General features: G+C 41.9%; 23 protein-coding genes, 3 tRNA genes and 1 riboswitch. Of the genes, 6 read left to right on the top strand and 20 right to left on the bottom strand.

From position 1 onward, the window contains the following. Positions 1-2 precede the first annotated feature (2 nt). The 8 genes from AC27JR_RS05720 to AC27JR_RS05685 all read right to left on the bottom strand — a co-directional run bounded on the left by AC27JR_RS05720 (position 3) and on the right by AC27JR_RS05685 (position 5532). Positions 3-773, bottom strand: coding sequence for a TIGR04219 family outer membrane beta-barrel protein (locus tag AC27JR_RS05720; protein WP_076918903.1), 771 nt, complete (start codon positions 771-773; stop codon positions 3-5). Positions 774-776: 3 nt separating this feature from the next. Further along, positions 777-1763, bottom strand: a complete 987-nt coding sequence (locus AC27JR_RS05715) for a DUF2333 family protein (protein WP_008115507.1) — start codon at positions 1761-1763, stop codon at positions 777-779. Positions 1764-1771: 8 nt separating this feature from the next. Next, on the bottom strand, positions 1772-2281 hold the full coding sequence (locus AC27JR_RS05710; protein ID WP_487173036.1) for a copper chaperone PCu(A)C: 510 nt from the start codon (positions 2279-2281) through the stop codon (positions 1772-1774). Positions 2282-2359: 78 nt separating this feature from the next. Continuing rightward, a complete protein-coding gene (locus AC27JR_RS05705; protein WP_008115505.1) occupies positions 2360-2686 on the bottom strand; it encodes a hypothetical protein in 327 nt (108 codons plus the stop codon). Positions 2687-2696: 10 nt separating this feature from the next. Beyond that, positions 2697-2903: a PspC domain-containing protein gene (locus tag AC27JR_RS05700; protein ID WP_487173035.1), complete on the bottom strand. Its 207-nt coding sequence runs from the start codon at positions 2901-2903 to the stop codon at positions 2697-2699. A 10-nt stretch (positions 2904-2913) separates the two neighbouring features. After that, complete coding sequence (locus AC27JR_RS05695) at positions 2914-3594, bottom strand: PspA/IM30 family protein (protein WP_008115503.1); 681 nt, start codon at positions 3592-3594, stop codon at positions 2914-2916. Between the two features lie 261 nt (positions 3595-3855). Further along, the gene (gene dusA / locus AC27JR_RS05690) at positions 3856-4788 is read right to left on the bottom strand and encodes a tRNA dihydrouridine(20/20a) synthase DusA (RefSeq protein WP_036932963.1); all 933 of its coding nucleotides are present in this window, start codon (positions 4786-4788) and stop codon (positions 3856-3858) included. A gap of 123 nt (positions 4789-4911) precedes the next feature. Beyond that, positions 4912-5532: a MarC family protein gene (locus AC27JR_RS05685; protein WP_008115498.1), complete on the bottom strand. Its 621-nt coding sequence runs from the start codon at positions 5530-5532 to the stop codon at positions 4912-4914. 92 nt (positions 5533-5624) lie between these two features. Here AC27JR_RS05685 and AC27JR_RS05680 point away from each other — a divergent pair, with 92 nt between their 5' ends. From AC27JR_RS05680 to AC27JR_RS05670, 3 genes are all read left to right on the top strand, one after another. Next, positions 5625-6059, top strand: coding sequence for a transcriptional repressor (locus tag AC27JR_RS05680; RefSeq protein WP_008115496.1), 435 nt, complete (start codon positions 5625-5627; stop codon positions 6057-6059). A gap of 63 nt (positions 6060-6122) precedes the next feature. Further along, positions 6123-6590 carry a chemotaxis protein CheX gene (locus AC27JR_RS05675; protein WP_008465100.1) on the top strand — a complete coding sequence of 156 codons (468 nt, stop codon included), beginning with the start codon at positions 6123-6125 and terminating at the stop codon, positions 6588-6590. Beyond that, positions 6587-7015 (top strand): secondary thiamine-phosphate synthase enzyme YjbQ, encoded by a 429-nt coding sequence (locus tag AC27JR_RS05670; RefSeq protein WP_487173033.1) that lies wholly within the window; start codon positions 6587-6589, stop codon positions 7013-7015. The genes AC27JR_RS05675 and AC27JR_RS05670 overlap by 4 nt, the downstream gene beginning before the upstream one ends. A 126-nt stretch (positions 7016-7141) precedes the next feature. Here the strand turns inward: AC27JR_RS05670 and AC27JR_RS05665 are convergent. From AC27JR_RS05665 to orn, 4 genes are all read right to left on the bottom strand, one after another. After that, positions 7142-7217, bottom strand: a tRNA-Gly gene (locus AC27JR_RS05665). An 80-nt stretch (positions 7218-7297) separates the two neighbouring features. Next, positions 7298-7373 (bottom strand) — tRNA-Gly (locus AC27JR_RS05660). A 207-nt stretch (positions 7374-7580) separates the two neighbouring features. Beyond that, positions 7581-7656, bottom strand: a tRNA-Gly gene (locus AC27JR_RS05655). 97 nt (positions 7657-7753) lie between these two features. After that, on the bottom strand, positions 7754-8299 hold the full coding sequence (gene orn / locus AC27JR_RS05650) for an oligoribonuclease (protein ID WP_008115490.1): 546 nt from the start codon (positions 8297-8299) through the stop codon (positions 7754-7756). Between the two features lie 122 nt (positions 8300-8421). On the opposite strand from orn, the gene rsgA reads away from it, so the two are divergent. Both rsgA and asd read left to right on the top strand, forming a co-directional pair. Further along, positions 8422-9480: a small ribosomal subunit biogenesis GTPase RsgA gene (gene rsgA / locus AC27JR_RS05645; RefSeq protein WP_487173032.1), complete on the top strand. Its 1059-nt coding sequence runs from the start codon at positions 8422-8424 to the stop codon at positions 9478-9480. A 14-nt stretch (positions 9481-9494) separates the two neighbouring features. Then, a complete protein-coding gene (gene asd, locus AC27JR_RS05640; protein ID WP_487173031.1) occupies positions 9495-10361 on the top strand; it encodes an archaetidylserine decarboxylase in 867 nt (288 codons plus the stop codon). Between the two features lie 104 nt (positions 10362-10465). On the opposite strand, the gene AC27JR_RS05635 is transcribed toward asd, so the two are convergent. The 8 genes from AC27JR_RS05635 to AC27JR_RS05600 form a co-directional block, all read right to left on the bottom strand. Next, positions 10466-11251, bottom strand: a complete 786-nt coding sequence (locus tag AC27JR_RS05635) for a HesA/MoeB/ThiF family protein (RefSeq protein ID WP_487173030.1) — start codon at positions 11249-11251, stop codon at positions 10466-10468. Further along, positions 11235-12761: a thiamine phosphate synthase gene (gene thiE, locus AC27JR_RS05630; RefSeq protein WP_487173029.1), complete on the bottom strand. Its 1527-nt coding sequence runs from the start codon at positions 12759-12761 to the stop codon at positions 11235-11237. The genes AC27JR_RS05635 and thiE overlap by 17 nt, the downstream gene beginning before the upstream one ends. A 21-nt stretch (positions 12762-12782) precedes the next feature. After that, the gene (locus AC27JR_RS05625; RefSeq protein ID WP_075170503.1) at positions 12783-13574 is read right to left on the bottom strand and encodes a thiazole synthase; all 792 of its coding nucleotides are present in this window, start codon (positions 13572-13574) and stop codon (positions 12783-12785) included. A gap of 5 nt (positions 13575-13579) precedes the next feature. Then, positions 13580-13774 carry a sulfur carrier protein ThiS gene (gene thiS / locus AC27JR_RS05620; RefSeq protein WP_076918896.1) on the bottom strand — a complete coding sequence of 65 codons (195 nt, stop codon included), beginning with the start codon at positions 13772-13774 and terminating at the stop codon, positions 13580-13582. Positions 13775-13780: 6 nt separating this feature from the next. Then, positions 13781-14782 (bottom strand): FAD-dependent oxidoreductase, encoded by a 1002-nt coding sequence (locus AC27JR_RS05615; RefSeq protein ID WP_487173028.1) that lies wholly within the window; start codon positions 14780-14782, stop codon positions 13781-13783. Positions 14783-14898: 116 nt separating this feature from the next. After that, positions 14899-16851: a phosphomethylpyrimidine synthase ThiC gene (gene thiC, locus AC27JR_RS05610; RefSeq protein ID WP_487173027.1), complete on the bottom strand. Its 1953-nt coding sequence runs from the start codon at positions 16849-16851 to the stop codon at positions 14899-14901. 141 nt (positions 16852-16992) lie between these two features. Further along, positions 16993-17107, bottom strand: a riboswitch (TPP riboswitch). Positions 17108-17210: 103 nt separating this feature from the next. Next, complete coding sequence (locus AC27JR_RS05605) at positions 17211-17609, bottom strand: META domain-containing protein (RefSeq protein ID WP_303047075.1); 399 nt, start codon at positions 17607-17609, stop codon at positions 17211-17213. 108 nt (positions 17610-17717) lie between these two features. Then, positions 17718-18122, bottom strand: a complete 405-nt coding sequence (locus AC27JR_RS05600) for an acyl-CoA thioesterase (RefSeq protein ID WP_076918892.1) — start codon at positions 18120-18122, stop codon at positions 17718-17720. Positions 18123-18224: 102 nt separating this feature from the next. Here AC27JR_RS05600 and AC27JR_RS05595 point away from each other — a divergent pair, with 102 nt between their 5' ends. Then, positions 18225-20324 carry a TonB-dependent receptor gene (locus AC27JR_RS05595; RefSeq protein ID WP_487173026.1) on the top strand — a complete coding sequence of 700 codons (2100 nt, stop codon included), beginning with the start codon at positions 18225-18227 and terminating at the stop codon, positions 20322-20324. Positions 20325-20593: the final 269 nt, after the last annotated feature.

Genomic DNA, 20593 nt, shown 5'->3' with positions numbered 1-20593 from the left:
GCTTAAAAATGAACTTGTATGCCCGCAAATGGGCCTGAAGCGTCAATATTAGTATTAATGTCATCTACATCATCAAGTTCTAAAACCATAGAGCGGTAGCCCGCTTTAACCGCAACATCAACGGCTAGGTTATCAATAAACTCCCAAGCAATACCCATTTGGTAATCTTGTACTTTGCTATCATCAATGGCTAAAAAGCTACCCTCAGCAAAAACACTTAAACCACTAAACGGTAAACCCGCTTCAAAACGTCCATACGCTAAAGGCACTACACCTGAGAACTCTTCAATTTCAGTGAAGTTAGCGCCACCTTGTTGTGATGTACCTGTTACCACAAGCTCACCATCAAACTGCTTAGCATTAATACCTAAATCAATCGAGATTAAATCGTTATCAAAAATCTCGTAGTAAAGAATATAATCAATGTGCGATAAGTCAGTAACTGAATTAACATCAGTGCCAACAATATAATCAGAGCCATTAAAGCTAAATGTATCTTCCAGTCGCGTTGCACCGGTTAGTTCAAGCTCAGTGTATTTTAGCTTTAAGTTTGGCACTAATGGAACCGGATGTTCAAGTGCGGCGTAATAGCTAACAAAAGTCTCATCTTCAAAATTGAAGTTTTGTAGGGCGTTATTATTATCAGAAAAGCTACCGTCATTATCGGCTTTCCAACCATCAACCCCTACATACAAACCCAATACAGTGTCGGCTTGTGCTACAGGTGCTAAACATGCCATTGATAAGGCTGCTGCTATACAATACTTTTTCATTTTTTATCCTTGCGCTAATAATTCGCTAAGTTCAATCAGTGCCGCATTGGCTCTAGAGATATAATTTGCCATAACGAGTGAATGGTTGGCGACATAACCGAACCCGTTGCCGTTTAAAATCATTGGGCTCCAAACGGTTTCTTGGGTCGCTTCAAGCTCGCGTATAATTTGTTGTAAACTAACACGAGCGTTCTTTTTATCAAGTACTTCGGCAAAATCATATTCAACCGCTTGTAAAAAATGCAGTAAAGCCCAAGTAGCACCGCGTGACTCATAAAATACATCATCAATTTCCCACCACGATGTTTTTACTTGTTGTTGCAATGGCGTATAAGTGGCTTGAGTATTTGAAGAGTTGCCGGCTAAATCGGTATTTACCTTATCTTGACCTACACTCGCACTCAAACGTTGGCTTAGGCTACCTAAGCGTTTTTCTGCTTCTTTTAACCAACTGCGTAAATTATCTGCACGTGAGTAAAATTGGCTATCGCGCTCATGCTGATTCGCAATTTGAGAGCGGTATACTAATAAGTAATCAATGCCCTTTTGATATTCGCCCTCAGCACTGGGCCATGCCCATGCTTCAGAGCTGATATTAAATTGTGGTTGTGCTTTTTTAAGCGCTTCGTGCTCAGTTGATTGTGACTGTGAACGACTAAAATCTTTTCGCATTGATAATGCTAAATCACGCACCATTTCCAACGCGCCATACTCCCAAGCTGGCATGTTGTCCATTATTACGCTCGGTGGCAGCACATCATTTGATAAATAACCACCTGACTTAGTTAAAAGAGTATCAGAGACAGTGATAAGCGTTGAAGTGGTTACATAGCCTGTTACTGGTTTCTCGTTACGCAACTGTGCTTGTTGTTTTGCATTTTGTACCACATCAAAACGTGCAGGCTCTATGCTCCAGTAAACTGCAATAGCGTAAAATACGACAAACAATAATACCAATGCCGTTATTATTTTTCCTTTATGCTGTGACATTTATCCCCCTAATGATGACTATGATCTTTCGATGCTTTTACCGGCTCAGCTTGCGATGCTAACGAAACTACTTTTGCATTAGTGAACACTCGATTCCCATCTTCAAAATATAGCGTGAGTTTGCGTTCTTGACCTACTTTTAACGGCTCTTGTGGTTCAAACACCATTAAATGATAGCTACCAGGCTTAAAATCGAGTTGCTGGTGAGCTTTAATAAGCAATGATTCTACTTTTTGCATTTTCATCATACCATCAGCGTGGACGTGCTCATGAATCTCAACACGACCTAAACCATCTATGGTCGCTCTTATGAGTGTTGCCGGTACATTACTGTGATTTTCAATACTAAAATAACCCACGCTCGCTTTAGTGGCGGGTAAAAACTCTCTTACTTGCGCATGCGTTACTTGTAATTGCGCAACGACACTATCGTGTTCATGTCCTTCATGCGCCAATAACGAAGACGAAAAAACACCCATCAATAATGCACTTGCACTTAAAATACATTGTTTAATCATCAGTAAAATCCTTGTTAAAACATAAAAATATAGTCCAAATTTATCATAATTCCCTAATATTAGGCAGCTAATTTAAGTTTAAGAAGCCACTTTTTTGTTATCTGCGATTAACCAGCATAACCCTGCCACAAACAATAATGGCCAAGCAATCATCAATGATCCGAATAAAAAGGCTAATATAGTTCCAGCCAGTGCCACCATCGCCGCGCCAACAAGCCCCATGGTTACCAAAGCAGCAATCGCAATAACAACAATAATGGCGACTAACGCCCCAATGAGCTCAATACCTGTCCAACTAATATCTGAAATCCACAGCGGAAATTGCCATACATCAAAATGAATTATCGAGCCGCTATTAATTAAAAATAATGTAACAATAAGTAGGCATACGGCGAAAGTTTTCATGCTGATCTCCTTACACTGCTTTTTCTTCAAGACAACAGTGTGCGATTAAATAACCTAGCGCCACTGCAAACGGAAAACTTAAAAATAATAAAACGGCGACTAAGCGAGTAGACCATACCGGAAAGTCTAATCGATAAGCTAACCCACTACAGACACCCGATATTTTTTTGTTAAGTGTATTTTTATACCAACGACGATGTGTATTAAAATTATTCATAACAATCTCCTTAGGCTGTTTGTTTATCAGCGGTGTTTAAACTCGCTTTTAAACTTGCCAGTTCTGCATCGATTTTTTCGTTTTTAACCAGTGACTCAATTTGCATTGCCGTATTGCTCGCTGTATCTGTCAGTTCATACGCTTCAACTTGCGATTCAACACTCTCAACGCGGCGCTCAATTTGCTCAAATCGTGATAAAGCAGTGGCCACTTTATCGCTCTGCAGCTGAGTATTTATCTTTGCTCTTGCCTCAACCACATTTTCACGCTTTACAAGTTGTGCTTGCTTAGCTTTAGCCTGCGTCATTTTTTGCTGTAGGCGCTCACAGTCCTCTGTGATTTTTACAATTGATTGTTGCAATGTCTCAAGCTGTGTTTGTAAGCATTCTATGTTTTTTTCAACTGTGTGTTTTTCAGCTAATGCTGATTTAGCTAAATCGTCACGATTTTTTGCAATGGCATGTTCGGCCTTTAATTGCCAATTTGTGAGCGCTTGTTGTTTATTGCTTATTTGACGCTTGATATTCTTTTCTTCACATAATAGTGCTGCCGCGGTGCTACGACACTCATTAAGTGCCTCCTGCATTTCGGTTAGCATCAAATTAAGTAGTTTTTCTGAATCTTCAGCTTTATCAAGCATAGCTACGATATTTGCTTGAATGACGTCGTTTACGCGATTAAATATACCCATGTTATTCTCCTGACGATTTTTTATTTATACATCAACAGGATTCCAAGAGTTATGCCAACAACTTAAAATTCTTTTATTTTCATTAAATATCAATAATTTAAATTATTTTTGGCGGGTAAGTTAATGACTAGTCACTGAATGTAATTAAGTCAGATTAGCTAATAAATTACATTTTTGACTAAAATTTGGGATCAAAAAAAGCCACCTGAGGTGACTTTTTCTATACAGAGGATCTGTTATGCCAATTGCATTAAATTGGCATTACTCGGGTACGTAGCTTAGTGCCTTATCCATAACACTTAAATCAGCTTGCTTGCCATGACCATTTTCAGATAAGTGGCGTCTAAAGCCACGCGCACCGGGTTGCCCCTGAAAAATACCCAGCATGTGGCGTGCAACATGCCAAAAATTAGCCCCTAAACGCATCTCTTCTTCAATATAATCATACATAGAGCGTACAACATCATGTCGAGACTGAGTATTAGCCGCATCACCATAAATTTTTTCATCTACTTCATTAAGCATAAATGGATTACTGTAAGCCTCTCGGCCAACCATAACCCCGTCTATGTACTGTAAATGCTCAAGGCTTTGCTCAATGGTTTTAACACCACCATTAATACTTAAATCAAGTTGTGGGTAATCTTTTTTAAGCTGGTAAACGCGGGGGTAGTTAAGCTCAGGAACTTCGCGATTTTCTTTCGGGCTCAACCCTTTTAGCCATGCCTTACGGGCATGAATAATAAAGTCATCGCAGCCAACTTTATGTGAAGCCTCTATCAAAGCACATAAAAACTCATAAGAATCTTGCTCATCAATACCAATACGAGTTTTAACCGTAACCGGAATATTCACTTCACTTTTCATTGCAGCAACACACTCTGCAACTAAATTAGGCTCAGCCATTAAACAGGCACCAAAACGTCCATTTTGCACACGATCTGACGGACAACCTACATTAAGGTTTATTTCATCATAACCACGCTCACCAGCAAGCTTGGCACACTGCGCTAGCGCTTGCGGATCGGATCCTCCTAATTGCAATGCCACAGGACCTTCGTGCTGATTAAAATGCAAGTAGTCACCGCGGCCGAATAAAATAGCGCCTGTAGTGATCATTTCAGTGTAGAGCACGGTGTGTTTTGTCATTTTACGATGAAACGTACGACAGTGGCGATCAGTCCAATCGAGCATAGGGGCAACAGAAAAGCGTCGATTTAAAGTACGTTTATCCAAAATGTGATCCTCAAAAATTTATAATTTAAGCACAGCTTAAAAGGCGCTGCATTTTACACAAAAGCCCTATGCGCAGCAATATTAAGCAAACACTTGCAAGCCAAAGTATTGCGCAATACCGTTTAAAATATTAGTCACCGCGACTGAGCTTAAAATTAACCCCATGATTCGACTAATAATACTCGCCCCACTATCGCCTATTATTTTATGTACATGCGTAGCAAGTAATAACAAAATCAGTACCACCACTAAAACAGCTAACATCATTGATGAGGTAATCATTTGCTCAACCCAGGTATACTCCTCATTGCGCGTCATTAATACCGCACCTAACATGGCACCGGGACTGGCTATTGAAGGAATAGCGAGCGGAAAAATAGCGGTTTCAGTGCTGTCTCTAACACTTTTAATTTCAGCTTCGGGCTTACTTTCACCAAAGGTCATGGAGAGCGCAAAAATTAATAAAATTAAACCACCTGCTATTTGAAATGCCGAGAGCGGAATCTCAATCACATTCAATAATTGCTCGCCAGCAACCACAAAAAATAACAGCACTAAAGCAGATACACCCACGGCCTTAAAAATCACTTTACGCTTAAACTTGTCGTCATCTCCCCGAGTTACAGCGATAAAAACCGGGATGGTGCCTATTGGATCAATAACCGCAAAAAAGAAAATAAATATAGCTAATAGCTCATGCATTAATGAATACCTTTGAACAAAATCAATTAATAAAACGCTGCAACTACAATACAGTATGTTAGTATATCACGGCAGCGTAAGGATGAGAGAAGATGAATATAGAATCACTCGTAAGTAAAGCAAAACAAGTATGTGACAACCGTGGTGCGCGATTCACACCAATTCGCGAAAAGGTATTTCGTTTATTAGCCAGTGCCCAAGGTGGTGTCGGTGCATACGATTTACTTGAACAATTAAAAGTCACTGAAACAGGTGCTAAACCTGCAACAATTTATCGTGCTTTAGACTTTTTAGCCGAACTCGGTTTTATTCATAAAATTGAAAGCACCAATGCATTTATGCTGTGTCATCATTTTGATCATATTCATCCTGTTCAGCTATTAATTTGTGATAGCTGCGGTTTTGTTAAAGAGCTGCATTCAACAGTAATTTCACATGAGCTCAATAACTTAGCAGCCGAAAGTGGCTTTGTCGTTTCAGGGCAAACAATAGAAGCGCATGGTAAATGTGACTCTTGTCGAGCATAGAGCAGCGACTATAGCTATACTTTACGTATAACCTTTATCAGTACCAATTTAAGGATATCTAACATGAATGTAGAGTTCATTAATCCCTTTTTATCTTCTTTGATGAATGTATTGAGCACTATGGCTCAAACTCAATTAAAACCAGGCAAGCCGCGTATTAAAACCGATGAGATAGCCTGTGGTGATGTATCGGGATTAATTGGTATGGTTGGTCCGCAAACTCGTGGTTCATTTTCAATTACCTTCGACGAGAGTTTAGCACTGACTATTATGGAACGTATGTTAGGTGAGCGACCAGACAGTATAAATGAAGAAGTCACTGACATGGTCGGCGAAATAACCAATATGGTTACCGGTGGAGCTAAGAATTTATTAGGTGAAAAAGGCTATGACTTTGCCATGGCAACTCCCATCGTTGTCTCTGGTACAAACCACACCATTACGCATAAAAGTGACGGCAAAAAAATTCTTATGCCATTTACCAGTGACGCAGGTAATGCAAATATCGAAGTGAGTTTCGATAAGCTATGAGCTGGTCGCAAACTACGATTACATTAAAGCCTCGCTCGCGGGGCTTTCATTTAATTGATAACGACATACTTACTCACCTCCCACAACTGAGCCAGCTTAAAGTTGGTTTATTACACTTATTTATTCAACACACCTCAGCCAGCTTAACTATTAACGAAAACGCGGATCCTACCGTGCGTATGGATATGGAAAGCCACTTTAATCAGTTTGTTCCAGAGCGCCAGCCTTATTATCGCCATGACTATGAGGGCGATGATGATATGCCTGCCCATATAAAAACCAGTACCTTAGGTTGTGAGTTAACTATACCGATTAGTGATGGTCAGTTAGCACTGGGAACTTGGCAAGGGATATACTTAGGTGAGCACCGTGTTCATGGCGGTTCAAGACGCATTATTGCAACTTTGCAAGGCGAAAAGTTTTAGGTTTTCAACATAGATCATTCGCACACATTGAACATTTCAAAAAGTTACATAAATTAAATTTATAATGATTCGCGTGTGGGTTATTATTTGCTATTTGAGAATGAATATCTGGAAAGTAAATAAGATTGGAGCGGTACACGAGGCTCGAACTCGTGACCTCGACCTTGGCAAGGTCGCGCTCTACCAACTGAGCTAGTACCGCATTTAATTCTAGGTTCTAGTTTCTAGGTTCTATCAATTTTAACCTTTTATCTTGAACTACAATTTCTTTTGGTGAGAAATTGGAGCGGCACACGAGGCTCGAACTCGTGACCTCGACCTTGGCAAGGTCGCGCTCTACCAACTGAGCTAGTGCCGCATTCAAAATAGTCAGTAATTTGTCCGTTGGTGCGCGACAGGTCGCGTCCTACATTCTGGCAACTGAGCTAGTGCCGCATTCAAAATAGTCAGTAATTTGTCCGTTGGTGCGCGACGGGTCGCGTTCAACATTCTGGCAACTGAGCTAGTGCCGCATTATATCAACTTTAACTTTTTGTCTTGTGCTGCAATTTCTTTGGTGAGAAATTGGAGCGGCACACGAGGCTCGAACTCGTGACCTCGACCTTGGCAAGGTCGCGCTCTACCAACTGAGCTAGTGCCGCATTCAAAAAGTCAAGCCCAAACACACTAACCCCGCGGGGGTTATCGTCTTGAGCGGGGCAGGATTCTACAATAATTAGGGGGCTTTGCAAGTATTTTTTATAAATTAAAAAACTTTTCTCGGTAAACCTTTAATTCCATAATCGAATCTTTAATGTCGTCTAACGCTAAATGCGACCCTTTTTTATTCACTTGAGCCAACACATCTGGTTTCCAACGACGAGCTAGTTCTTTAATGGTACTGACATCTAAATTACGGTAATGGAAGAAGTCTTCAAGCTCGCGCATATACTTATTCATAAAGCGGCGGTCTTGGCCTATCGAGTTACCACACATAGGTGAAGCACCCGCTGGCACCCATTGCTTTAAAAACGCGAGAGTTTGTTCCACGGCATAAGCTTCATCAAACGTGCTTGCCTTACAGCGTGCCGTTAATCCAGATTTGCCATGCTGAGTTGTACACCACTCATCCATGCCATCCAGTAGTTCATCACTTTGGTGAATGGCAATCGTTGGGCCTTCGGCTAATATATTCAGATCAGCATCAGTGACAACAGTTGCAATTTCAAGTATTTTGTCAGTCTCTGGTTCAAGTCCGGTCATTTCCAGATCGAGCCAAATTAAATTTGATTTATTAATAGTCATAATTACCTTAAACGGTGCTTTTCTTTAGATCCAACGCATTTCGATATATCATATTAGCATCAACCGTCGAGCTAAAGCTTTTTTTAGCAAACTCGGCATTTAACTCAGGTTATAGGCCTCAAGTGGCAAAACAGAAAAAATTAAGTAAAGGCCAATCCCGTAGGATCAAGGCTAACCATCAAAAGCGTTTAAGCAATGCCGACGCAAAACCAGCGAAAGCGGGTGCGCAAGAGTGGCAAACAGATAATTTAGGTCAAGTGGAAAATGCGATTGTCATTAGCCGCTTTGGGCAACATGCCGATGTAGAAACGCAAAATGGCGATGTTCTTCGCTGTAATATTCGCCGTACCGTATCGAATTTAGTATGTGGCGATGAGGTATTATTTCGTCGTGCAAAAGTAAGTGAAGGCGATTTAGCGGGTGTTATTGAAGCAACCCAAGAACGCCGTTCACAGTTAACGCGCCCTGATTTTTACGACGGTGTAAAAGTTATTGCCGCGAATATAGACCAAATTTTAATGGTTTCAGCGGTACTGCCAGAGTTTACGCCAAGCATTATTGACCGCTATTTAATTGCCTGTGAAGATATGGGCATTGAGCCAATTTTAGTGCTTAACAAAATTGATTTAATTGATGAAGCTGGTTTAAACGACATACAACAAATACTCGATATTTACCGTAAACTTAATTACCAGGTGCTGCTAGTTAGTAATATAAGCGGCGAAGGCATTAATGAATTAAAAGAAGTACTTGTAGGCAAAAACAATATTTTTGTTGGCCAAAGTGGTGTGGGTAAATCTACCTTAGTTAACACTGTGCTGCCGGATGCTGAAATTTTGACTAAAGAAGTGTCTGAAAACAGCGGTCTAGGCCAGCACACCACCACAGTATCGCGTCTGCATCATTTACCAAGTGGCGGTAACTTAATAGATTCACCGGGTATTCGTGAGTTTGGTTTATGGCATTTAGATGTTGAACGAGTCACTTGGTGCTTTAAAGAATTTAGAGAGTTTATAGGTGGATGCCGTTTTAGAGACTGTAAACACTTAAACGATCCAGGCTGTATAATTCAGCAAGCAGTCGCTGATGGCGATATCTCAAAGTTACGTTTTGAAAGCTATCATCGTATTTTAGAAACCATGGCCGATGGCCGTGCCGGCGCGCGTGCGCCTCGCGTATAATTAGGGAAAAACCTGTGAGTTTAGATAAATTTAAAATCGCCATGCAATATGCTATGCCAAAGCACTTTATTTCTCGTGTAGTAGGTAAGCTTGCAGCTGCAAAAGCGGGCGCATTAACAACAACACTAATTAAATTATTTATTAAACAATACAAAATAAATATGAGTGAGGCTAAATACTCTGATCCAGCTCATTATAAAACCTTTAATGAATTTTTTACCCGTCCGTTAAAAGACGGTGCTCGTCCTATGGTTGAAGATGACGATATTATTATTCACCCAGTAGACGGCGCAATCAGCCAGCTTGGCGATATTGTTGACGGCCAACTAATCCAAGCTAAAGGCCATGATTACAGCTTACAAGCGTTGTTAGGTGGCTCACAAGACGACACAACACCGTTTTTAGGCGGTAAATTTGCAACTATTTACTTGGCGCCAAAAGACTACCACCGTATCCATATGCCAATTGATGGCACGCTAAGCAAAATGATTTATGTACCGGGCGATTTATTTTCGGTAAACCCTCTTACCGCACAAAACGTACCGAACTTATTTGCCCGTAACGAGCGTGTAGTGGCTATTTTTGAAACTGAAATTGGCCCGCTAGCTATGGTTTTAGTAGGCGCAACCATTGTTGCCAGCATAGAAACTATTTGGGCTGGTACTATTACACCACCAGCAGGCAGTGACGTATTTAGCTGGAATTACCCCACTAAAGGCGAAAACGCGATTAACCTTAAAAAAGGGGAAGAAATGGGTCGCTTTAAATTAGGCTCAACAGTTGTGCTTGCATGGGGTGCAGATAAAGCCGATATTTTTGATGATCAACGCCCTGAAACAGTCACCCGTTTAGGCACTGCGTTTGCAAAAATTGATGATTAATAAATAGTGTCAGTTGTCAGGCCGAAATTAAAAAGCACCGCGTTTATTGTATTGAACGCGGTGTTTTTTTGTAGACGAAGAGCTTGCTTACGTTAACAGCGAAGCTACTCTTTACTCATACTGCTACACTCTCTACACGCTAAATTTTTAGCCATCTTAAAATGCTGTTGCTTTAAGCTTAATGCGTCAAAGGTTATAAACACACTCCCCCCAAAATGACCTAACAACATATTAAGAGTTAGCTGTGCCTGCATAGAGCCAATTACCCCAAGTAAGGGACTAATAACGCCCGCATTGTCGCAATTAACAACAGGGTTAGCATCACTGTATGGAAATACGCAGCCATAGCAAGGGCTATCTGTTTGCCTAAAGTCAAAGCCCATTAATTGCCCTTGAGTTGCTAGCGCTGCTGCAGAAATTAATGGTATTTTGTTGTTTACGCAAAAATGATTGACGGTGTAACGAGTCGCAAAGTTATCAGAGCAATCAAGTACAATATCGGCGTTATTTAATAGTGCATCACTGTTAGCAGCGCTCAACTTTTGCGAGTGAGTCACTATGTTTATTTGATTGTTAAGGCTCGCAAGCACCTTCCCTGCTGTATTTACTTTTTGCTGCCCTAAGTGATTCACTTTATACAGTATTTGCCGCTGTAAATTAGATAGTTCAACGGCATCGTCATCAATTAATATTAGTGTGCCAATGCCAGCCGCTGCTAAATAAAGTAGCGCAGGACTTCCTAGCCCGCCTGCACCTACCACAGCAACGGTTGCCGCTTTAAGTGTTAACTGCCCTTCAAGCCCCACTTCTTTTAATAATAAGTGACGGCTATAGCGCAGAGTTTCTTTGTCGCTCAGTTGCTGCGCTTGCATGTTAGCAGGCATTCTCATTTATCACCGATTTTAAGGTATTGATTGCCTCTACATAATCATCAGCCTCGGTAATAGCACGTACCACGGCCACACTGCCCACGCCCGTTTTAGCAACCTCTTGCGCCCTATTTAAATCAATTCCACCAATAGCCACAGTAGGATAACTTTGCATTAATGGCACAAATCGAGTTAGCTTTTCAAGCCCTTGAATTTGCCCTGCCATGTCTTTGGTGGTGGTAGGGTAAATCGCGCCAAAGGCCATGTAGCTTGGGCGGTAATTATGCGCCCGAAGCATTTCATAAAAGCCATGGGTAGAAAGCCCAAGTCGCAGGCCTGCTTCTTTTATAGCTGCTAAATTGGCGTTCTCTATGTCTTCTTGTCCTAAATGCACACCATAGGCGCCATATTTGATTGCCAGCTGCCAGTAATCATTAATAAACACATGCGCACTGTATTGCTGACCCAAAGCAACGGCGCTTTCGACTAATTGTTCAAGCTCATCTTCGCTTTTATCTTTAACTCTTAGCTGCGCTGTTTTAATGCCATTTTGTAAGCATTTTTCTAGCCACTCGACACTATCGACTACCGCATAGGCGCCAAGTGCTTTGCTTTCACACGCAGCAAAGTCGGCTGCCATATTAAAATCTTGTGGTACATCAAAATCTAGTTCATCACCCAACCAGCTACCCGCTTCAATAACCTGGGGGTAATGAGCTAGGTCAGTCGGAAACGATGTTTGTGCAACAGGCCCTATCCCCTCGCCATAGCGAACTGATTGCTTTAAACCTTGGTTTATATAGGCTTTAGCTAAAATAAATGCATCTTTTAACGGGTAGTCTTTTGCAAGGCATGCAGCAATAACAGATGCCATACTACATCCTGTGCCATGATTGTGCGGAACCTGAATTTTTTCATTACCCAACCAGTACTCTTCACTACCTTGTGAGCAGTAATCAATACAGTAACCACTTGGGTAATCCCAATGCCCGCCTTTTATAACCACCGCTTTGGCACCCCATGCCATTAGTTTGCTTGCTGCTTCTTTAATTGCTGCGGGGCCAATTAAGTACACACCTGTTAATAGCTGTGTTTCATGGGTATTAGGGGTAATTACATCCACCAGTGGTAATAGGCATTCTTTAATCGCGCTTACAGTGTCTTCTTCTGTTAGTAAGTCACCGCTTGAGGCAATAGCCACGGGGTCGTACACAATCACCGGCGGGGTTGGCCACTTCGCTTTGTAATGGCTAATATGCTCACTGATCAATTGAATTTGCTGCACGTTAGCTAACATACCAATTTTAATTACTTTGGCTTTCATGTCTTTTTCGAGTGCCAATAACTGCGACTCAATCACATCAGTCGAGACGGCATTAATCGCCTCAACACCTAAACTATTTTGTGCTGTTAGTGCGGTAATCGCAGTACAACCGTGCACACCAAAGCTTTGCATTGCTTTAATATCAGCTTGAATACCTGCGCCACCGCCGGAGTCTGAGCCCGCAATCGTCCATACTACATTGTTCATAATGACCTACTTCCTAATTTTTTACGTTTGATGCCAAAATGGCATACCCATGGTGGGGGTTGATGGGGCCGCAACGTCTTTTTCAGGCATCGCTTTGGCGTTATAAGCAAAGCGCCCTGCTTCAACCGCTGCTTTAAATGCACGTCCCATGGTAATGGGGCAACCCGCGCCTGCTATGGCTGAATTTAATAATACCGCATCATACCCTAATTCTAAGGCTTGGCAGGCATGCGATGGCAAACCTAACCCAGCATCAACAATTAATGTGCTGTTAGGTAAACGCTCCCGTATCGCCTTTAAGTTATAACTATTTAATAATCCCTTACCGGTACCAATTGGTGCCCCCCATGGCATTAGCACCTCGCAGCCTAATTCATCTAACCGTTGGCAAAGCACTAAGTCATCGGTGCAGTAAGGCAGTACTTTAAACCCATCTTTAATTAAAATCTCAGTGGCTTCAAGCAGAGCAAAAGGATCTGGCTGTAAGTTATAGTCATCGCCAATTAATTCCAGCTTTATCCAATCGGTAGCAAATACTTCTCGACACATTTTAGCTAAATTAATGGCCTCTTTAACACTGTGGCATCCTGCTGTGTTAGGTAAAACTTTGAGCCCTGTATTCTTTATAAGTTGCCAAAAATCATCTCCTGCAGCTGCGCTTTGCTGGCGACGTAGAGACACTGTAACAATATTCGCTCCTGAAGCATTAATTGCTTTAGTCATCGTCGCGGGAGATGGGTAAAGCGCAGAGCCAATCAGTAATCTGCTTGAAAATTGCTCGCCATAAATAGTTATATTATCGGGAGGTAACATAATGGTTACCCTCCTTGAATCGGAGATAACACATCAATGCAATCGCCATCATTGAGTATGTAGTTAGCATGTTGTTCTTGAGGTATAAACTGGCCATTAATGGCCACTGCAAACGGCGCTTTAGCACCATACTCAATTAAACACTGTTTTAGTTCGCTACTTGTTAGGGTGAGCGCTTTACCATTAATTATTATATCCATCATTCCTCACTCTATTCTGGCAATGGCATCAGCGACTAATCTCGGCGCGAGCATATAGCCATGGCGGTATAATCCATTAATACTAATTACCTGCCCTAATTGTGTAACTTGCGGGCAGTTATCGCTAAACGCAGGGCGAAGCCCAGTTTGAATATTTAACAGTCGAGCCTCGGCAAAACCGCTGTGCACTGTATAAGCGGCTGAAAGTAACTCCAACGTTGAACGCACCGTTGCTGCCCCATTATCTTGAGACTCAATTTCGGTGGCACCAATCACATATTCATGATTCGGCTTAGGTGCTATATAAATAGGATAACGCGGATGCATTAACCTCACTGGCCGAGATAAATTAACCTCGGGTGCATAGAGTCTTGCCACTTCCCCGCGCACGCCTCGAAGGGGCTGTTCTTGTTTGGCTCCAAGCCCTCGACAATCAATAATGTAATCAAACTCTCGATTATTCACTTTGTTTTCAAAGATGCTGGCGCGCTGATTAAACACAAACTTTACTTTGCGCTTATTAAGCAATCTAAAGCTGGCTTTGTAAAAGGCTTGGTTATCTATTTGCGCTTCACCGGGCAAAAATAGGCCTTGGCTAAATCGACCAGCCAGCTCAGGTTCTAGTTGCTCAATTTGCTGCGCATTGACTGCTTCAGCACTAAAATTTAGTAACGGCTTTATTCGCTGCGCAAAACTTTGTAAGTCGCCTTTATCCTGCGGGTGAGCAACCACTAGGGTGCCTTGTTGTTGAAAAAACACCTCACTATTTAATTGATCTAAAATAGCAGGCCAACGCGCAATAGAATCCACTCCCATTAGAGCCAATTCACGTTCGCACATAACAGACTCAGCTAAGGGTGCCAGCATCGCCGCGGCCACTTTGCCGGCACTGTTCTGAGTATGTTCATCATCGGCTTCAAATACGGTAACACGATGTTGCTTACTTAACTCAAGCGCGGCCAACCGCCCTGCTAAACCAAAGCCCACCACAGCAATGTCATAAAACATAAACACTCCTAAATGTAGCTCATAGCCACCAGCTTTCAGCTGTCAGTAAAGCAACTCTTGCCTCTACGCTGCTTACTTTATCGCTGATAGCTGACAGCTAATAACTGAAAGCTGTGCTACAGCGCTTTATGGTAAATCTCTGAGCCTGTTTGCTTAAACTCTTCAGATTTGGCTTTCATCTCGGCTTCTACATCAACCATTTTTATTTCAATGGCATCGCCCACGTTATTAGGATCAATACCGCGCGCTTGTAGATCTTTTGCGTAGTCGCGTACTTCTTGGGTTATTTTCATGGAACAAAATTTAGGGCCACACATAGAACAAAAATGCGCCACTTTGCCTGATTCTTGCGGTAATGTTTCATCATGATATTCACGGGCACGAACCGGGTCTAAACCAATGTTAAATTGGTCATGCCATCTAAACTCAAAGCGCGCTTTTGATAGCGCGTTATCTCGCTCCTGTGCACCTGGGTGGCCTTTGGCTAAATCGGCCGCATGGGCGGCAATTTTGTAAGTAATCAGGCCTTCTTTTACATCTTCTTTATTAGGTAACCCTAAGTGCTCTTTAGGTGTTACGTAACACAACATCGCACAGCCATACCAAGCAATCTGCGCTGCACCAATACCCGAGGTAATATGATCATACCCAGGAGCAATATCTGTGGTCAGTGGACCTAAAGTATAAAACGGGGCTTCGTCACAATGCTTAAGCTGTTCATCCATATTGGCTTTGATCATATGCATAGGCACGTGTCCAGGGCCTTCAATAAACACTTGTACATCGTGCTTCCAAGCTATTTTAGTCAGCTCTCCTAAGGTACGAAGTTCACTAAATTGTGCCTCGTCGTTCGCATCGGCAATTGAGCCCGGGCGCAAACCATCACCGAGTGAAAAGCACACATCGTATTGCTTTAAAATTTCACAAATATCTTCAAAGTGTGTGTATAAGAAGTTTTCTTTGTGGTGTGCTAAACACCATTTAGCCATAATTGAGCCACCACGTGACACAATACCGGTTACGCGTTTTGCTGTCATTGGCACATAACGCAGCAGCACACCAGCATGAATGGTAAAGTAATCAACGCCTTGTTCTGCTTGTTCAATCAGGGTGTCGCGAAATATTTCCCAGGTGAGGTCTTCTGCTACGCCATTTACTTTTTCAAGTGCTTGGTAAATTGGAACCGTACCGATAGGTACTGGCGAATTACGCACCAGCCATTCGCGGGTTTCATGAATGTAACGCCCTGTTGATAAATCCATTACGGTGTCGGCACCCCAACGGGTTGACCACACCATTTTTTCAACTTCTTCTTCGATAGATGAACCCACTGATGAATTACCAATATTGGCGTTAACTTTAACTAAAAAGTTACGGCCAACAATCATAGGCTCAGTTTCTGGGTGATTAATATTGTTAGGTAAAATAGCGCGTCCACGAGCAATTTCATCGCGAACAAACTCAGGAGTAATAAACTCAGGAATACTCGCGCCAAATGACTCCCCTTTATGCTGTGCGGCAAGCAATTCTTCACGTATTTGCGCGCGCCCCATGTTTTCACGTATCGCTACATATTCCATTTCTGGGGTGACTATCCCTTGGCGAGCATAATGCATTTGGGTGACATTTTTACCTGCTTTTGCACGGCGAATTTTTGGCAAATGTTCAAAGCGAATATGATCTAGCCCATCATCAGCCATACGCTGCTGTGCAAACTGTGAGGTTACCGACTCGAGTACTTCGGTATCATTACGGCTCTCAATCCATTGTTCACGGTATTTATTCAGCCCCTTACGCACATCTAATTTAAACTCAGGATCGGTATACGGGCCTGATGTATCGTAAACACGCAGCGGCGCATTTGGCTCATACACTGGGTTTTGCTCATCACCACCAATAAAAGTATCGCTCAATGTGATTTCACGCATACCCACACGTACGCCTTGCTGGCTACCTGCAACGTATACTTTATGGGAGCTTGGAAACGGTTGACCGGTTAAGTTATAAATATAATCTGATGCGGCCGCACGAGTTTCGCGACGGGTGGCTTTATTTGTTGTATTTGACATGACTTACCTCATTGCTAAAGGGTTGTCTTGTCAGATATTCCGCTGAGGAATAGAGAAAGATCGTAAAGTAGCTTTATGCGACTTTGCGGCCTAAAATGGAGGTTGCTTTTTTGTGCGCATAAAAAAAGACGCACAAGCGTCCTAGTTAGGCAGCTTGTTCCCTACGCAGGTATTAACCTGATCAGGTTCACGGATCCCGCTTTCGCGATCTCAGCCATAAACTAATAAATTAGCTTTGGCACTCCGACAAGTATTGATATATAAATTTTGTTCGTTGATTTAAGAGCACGGCTCTTTAAATCTGGCTTGAGTGTACGCCAGTTAAAAAATGCCTGCAAGGGGCAAACTTAAACTCACTATTACTTAGCAATAAACAAATAGGTATGTTTACCCTGCATAACAAGTTGCTGCGACTGGATTTGTATCATCGCGCCTTGTTTAAGCGTTTGCAATAACTGCTGTTCGAATGCATCAAGCTCTTGGCCACACGATTTACGTGTCATGCCAAGCTTGCTAACGCTAAGCTGGTTATCTTCTAATTGGCCTTCACCAAAAAACTTATTACAACCAGCAAAACCATTAACCTGTAATGCATCAATAAAGCTCATTGAAGCACTAAAAGAAGGCGATATTGCTAGTCCATCTACACGAGATAACTGCCATTGAGTATGTTTTAGTTGCTCGTTAGTCACTGTCCCTGTTGATACGCAACCTACACATAGACCGATGACAAGCATCGATATTGCTACTAATTTCATACTATTACTAATCTAATCTTTAATTACGGTAATAGTACCAATATTTATAGGGTTTATCCGTTAAAAATGCGTATTTTTAATGTAAATGTTTTCACAAATCGAGGTTAATTAGCCAGCTGTTTCCATTTTGAATACACTTTCTATTTGCGGCGGTAAAAATGGTCGCCCTTGTGCGTTTACTGAGGTACCAATAACTAAGGCATTAAGCATTACTTTTTCGTCTTGTTTGCGGATAATAGTTTGCTTAAAAGCAAATTTTAAACGGCTGATCCGCTGCGGCTCTACTACAACATAAAATGCATCGCCTGGCTTTAAAGACTGCTTGTAATCCATTTCACTACGGATCACAACAAGGTTTACTTTGTCTTTGGCTAATTGAGCAAAATCAATTCCTTGAGCGTATAGGAATTCATGTCTGGCGTGTTCAAGGTAATTAAAGTACACACTGTTATTTACTATGCCCTGTAAGTCGCATTCATAGTCGCGTACCTTAAAGTCTACTTTAAAGGTCATATTAGTAATCCCAATTATTTAACGTATAATTGCCGCGTTTATAGCACAAGTGTTGAAATAATTGCTACCATACAAGTCCCTAAAATGGAGTTAAGTAACCTAATGAACTTACGTTTGTCTTTAATTACAGCCACGTTATTACCCTTATTCGCTGCCCCTATATATGCTAACGCAGATGACACCGAACTAGAGAAAATCATTGTTACCGGTGACTTTCAGCAAGAAAGCATTCAAACATTAAGTGCCAGTGCCAGCTTATTTTCTGAAAATGAAATGAATCAACGTGGTGCAACGTATTTAGACGAAATGTTAGCCAGTGCTGCCAATGTAAACTTTGCTGCAGGTGCGTCTCGCGGACGCTATATTCAAATTCGCGGTGTCGGTTTACGCTCGCAGTTTGTTGACCCAATAAACCCATCTGTAGGTTTGGTGATTGATGGCATTAATTATTCAGGCTTAGGGGGCAGTTCATTATTATTTGATATTGACCAAGTAGAAATTTACCGCGGCCCTCAAGGTACACGTTTTGGTGCAGATGGCATGGCGGGCATGATCCAAATGCAATCAGCCAATGCAACCAGCGATCCTAGCTTAAAGTTACATATAGGTGCAGGCACTTATAACAGCCACGAAGCAGGCCTTGCTGCTAGTACCGGTTTAACAGATGACACCAGTGCCCGCGTTAGCTACTTTCGCAGAAAGTCTGACGGCTACGTAGACAACCTTTATTTAGATAAACCCACTCAAGATCAAGATGAGCAAGTTGCACGCTTTAAATTAAACAGCCAGCTTACAGCTCATTTAAATTCAGAACTTAACCTGCATTATATTGATATTAATAACGGCTATGATGCATTTACCCTTGATAATTCTCGCAACAGCCTTGCTGATCAACCAGGCGAAGATAATCAACAAAGTTATGCTATTGGCCTGAATAATACTTACACTGGTTTTGATGCCTTTGATGTGAACTTAAACCTTTCAGCCATTGATACAGAACTTTTTTATAGTTTTGATGAAGACTGGGTATGTAACGATTCAAGTAAGCCGCAATTATGTGCCGCCGGGTTACATCCTGATGGCTATAGCTCAACAGATATTTATAGTCGCGATCGTGATGATCAAGCGCTCGATCTGCAGTTTACTGGTAAAGCTGGTAACTGGGTGGCGGGTATTTACTATCAAAACCGAGATGTGGATTTAGAGCGTCAATATACGTGGTTAGCCAATCCGTTTGCGTCAACCTATGAAACCAATAACATTGCAGCTTATGGCCAGTTAGCCACAGCAATTGGCCCAAAAACTACGCTTATTACTGGTTTACGAGTTGAGCAATATCAAGGAGATTACACCGATAGTAACGGTTTTATTGAAGAAACTGACGATATTATGCTCGGTGGTAAAATTGCACTTGAATACCAAGTTATTGACCGCACCATGATTTATACCAGTATCACCCGCGGTTACAAAGCCGGTGGTATTAATTCAGAAGCGCTAGCAAAAGCAAAAGATGAAGGTTTAAGCTTAGATGCTGATTTTTTCAAACAGCATACCAGCTTTGACCCAGAGTACTTATGGAGTGGTGAGTTTGGTGTTAAAGGCTCATCGCTAGATGACAAGTTTACCCTGCGTTTAGCTGCTTTTTATATGCATCGCGATAATATTCAATTAAAGTCGTGGCAAGTATCAGATCAACAATTTACCGGTTATGTCGCCAATGCCAGCTCTGGCAGCAACTACGGTCTTGAAATTGAAGGCAGCTACTTACTTACTGATAATTTACTCATTAGCGGTAGCGCTGGCTATTTAGATACGAAAATAAACGACTTTGTAACTAAATCAGGCTTAAACCAAGATGGCCGTGAGCAAGCACAAGCGCCTAAATATCAATACGCATTTAGTGCACGCTACAATGTTACTGATGAGCTATATGCAATGTTAGGCGTTGAAGGCAAAGACGATTATTACTTCTCAGACAGCCATAATGCACAAGCTCCAAATACAAACTTAGTAAATGCAAGCCTTGGGTACGAAGCAGAAAACTGGGCTGTTCGTGCATGGGCACGTAATGTGTTTGATGAAACCGTTCCAACTCGCGGTTTTGAATTTGGTAACAACCCGTTAGATGGTTATACAAGCCAAACTTACATTCAACTAGGTGAGCCACGTGTAGCCGGCGTTACGTTTACACTCAATTTGTAATACAGCGAACCAGTTGCCAGTTAGGGATAAAAAACACCGCGTTTAATGCAAACGCGGTGTTTTAGTTTTGTGTAGGCGAGTAGCCTGCTGCCGCTCGCGCAGTCCAAATGGTTTAAGCAAATTACAGTTAAAAATGTAGCTTTCAGGTTTTGGCTTTCAGCGGTCAGCAAAAAATTAACCAAGCATTGTGTTTAAATTTTATATAGGCGGGGAACGCACATCAGCTCGAATCCCGCCGCCCGAAGCTAGTCGCCGGCAACCCGAAGCGA

The sequence above is a fragment of the Pseudoalteromonas sp. NH0006-26 genome (assembly GCF_057552415.1).
This window is presented reverse-complemented; position numbering and strand designations above follow the sequence as displayed.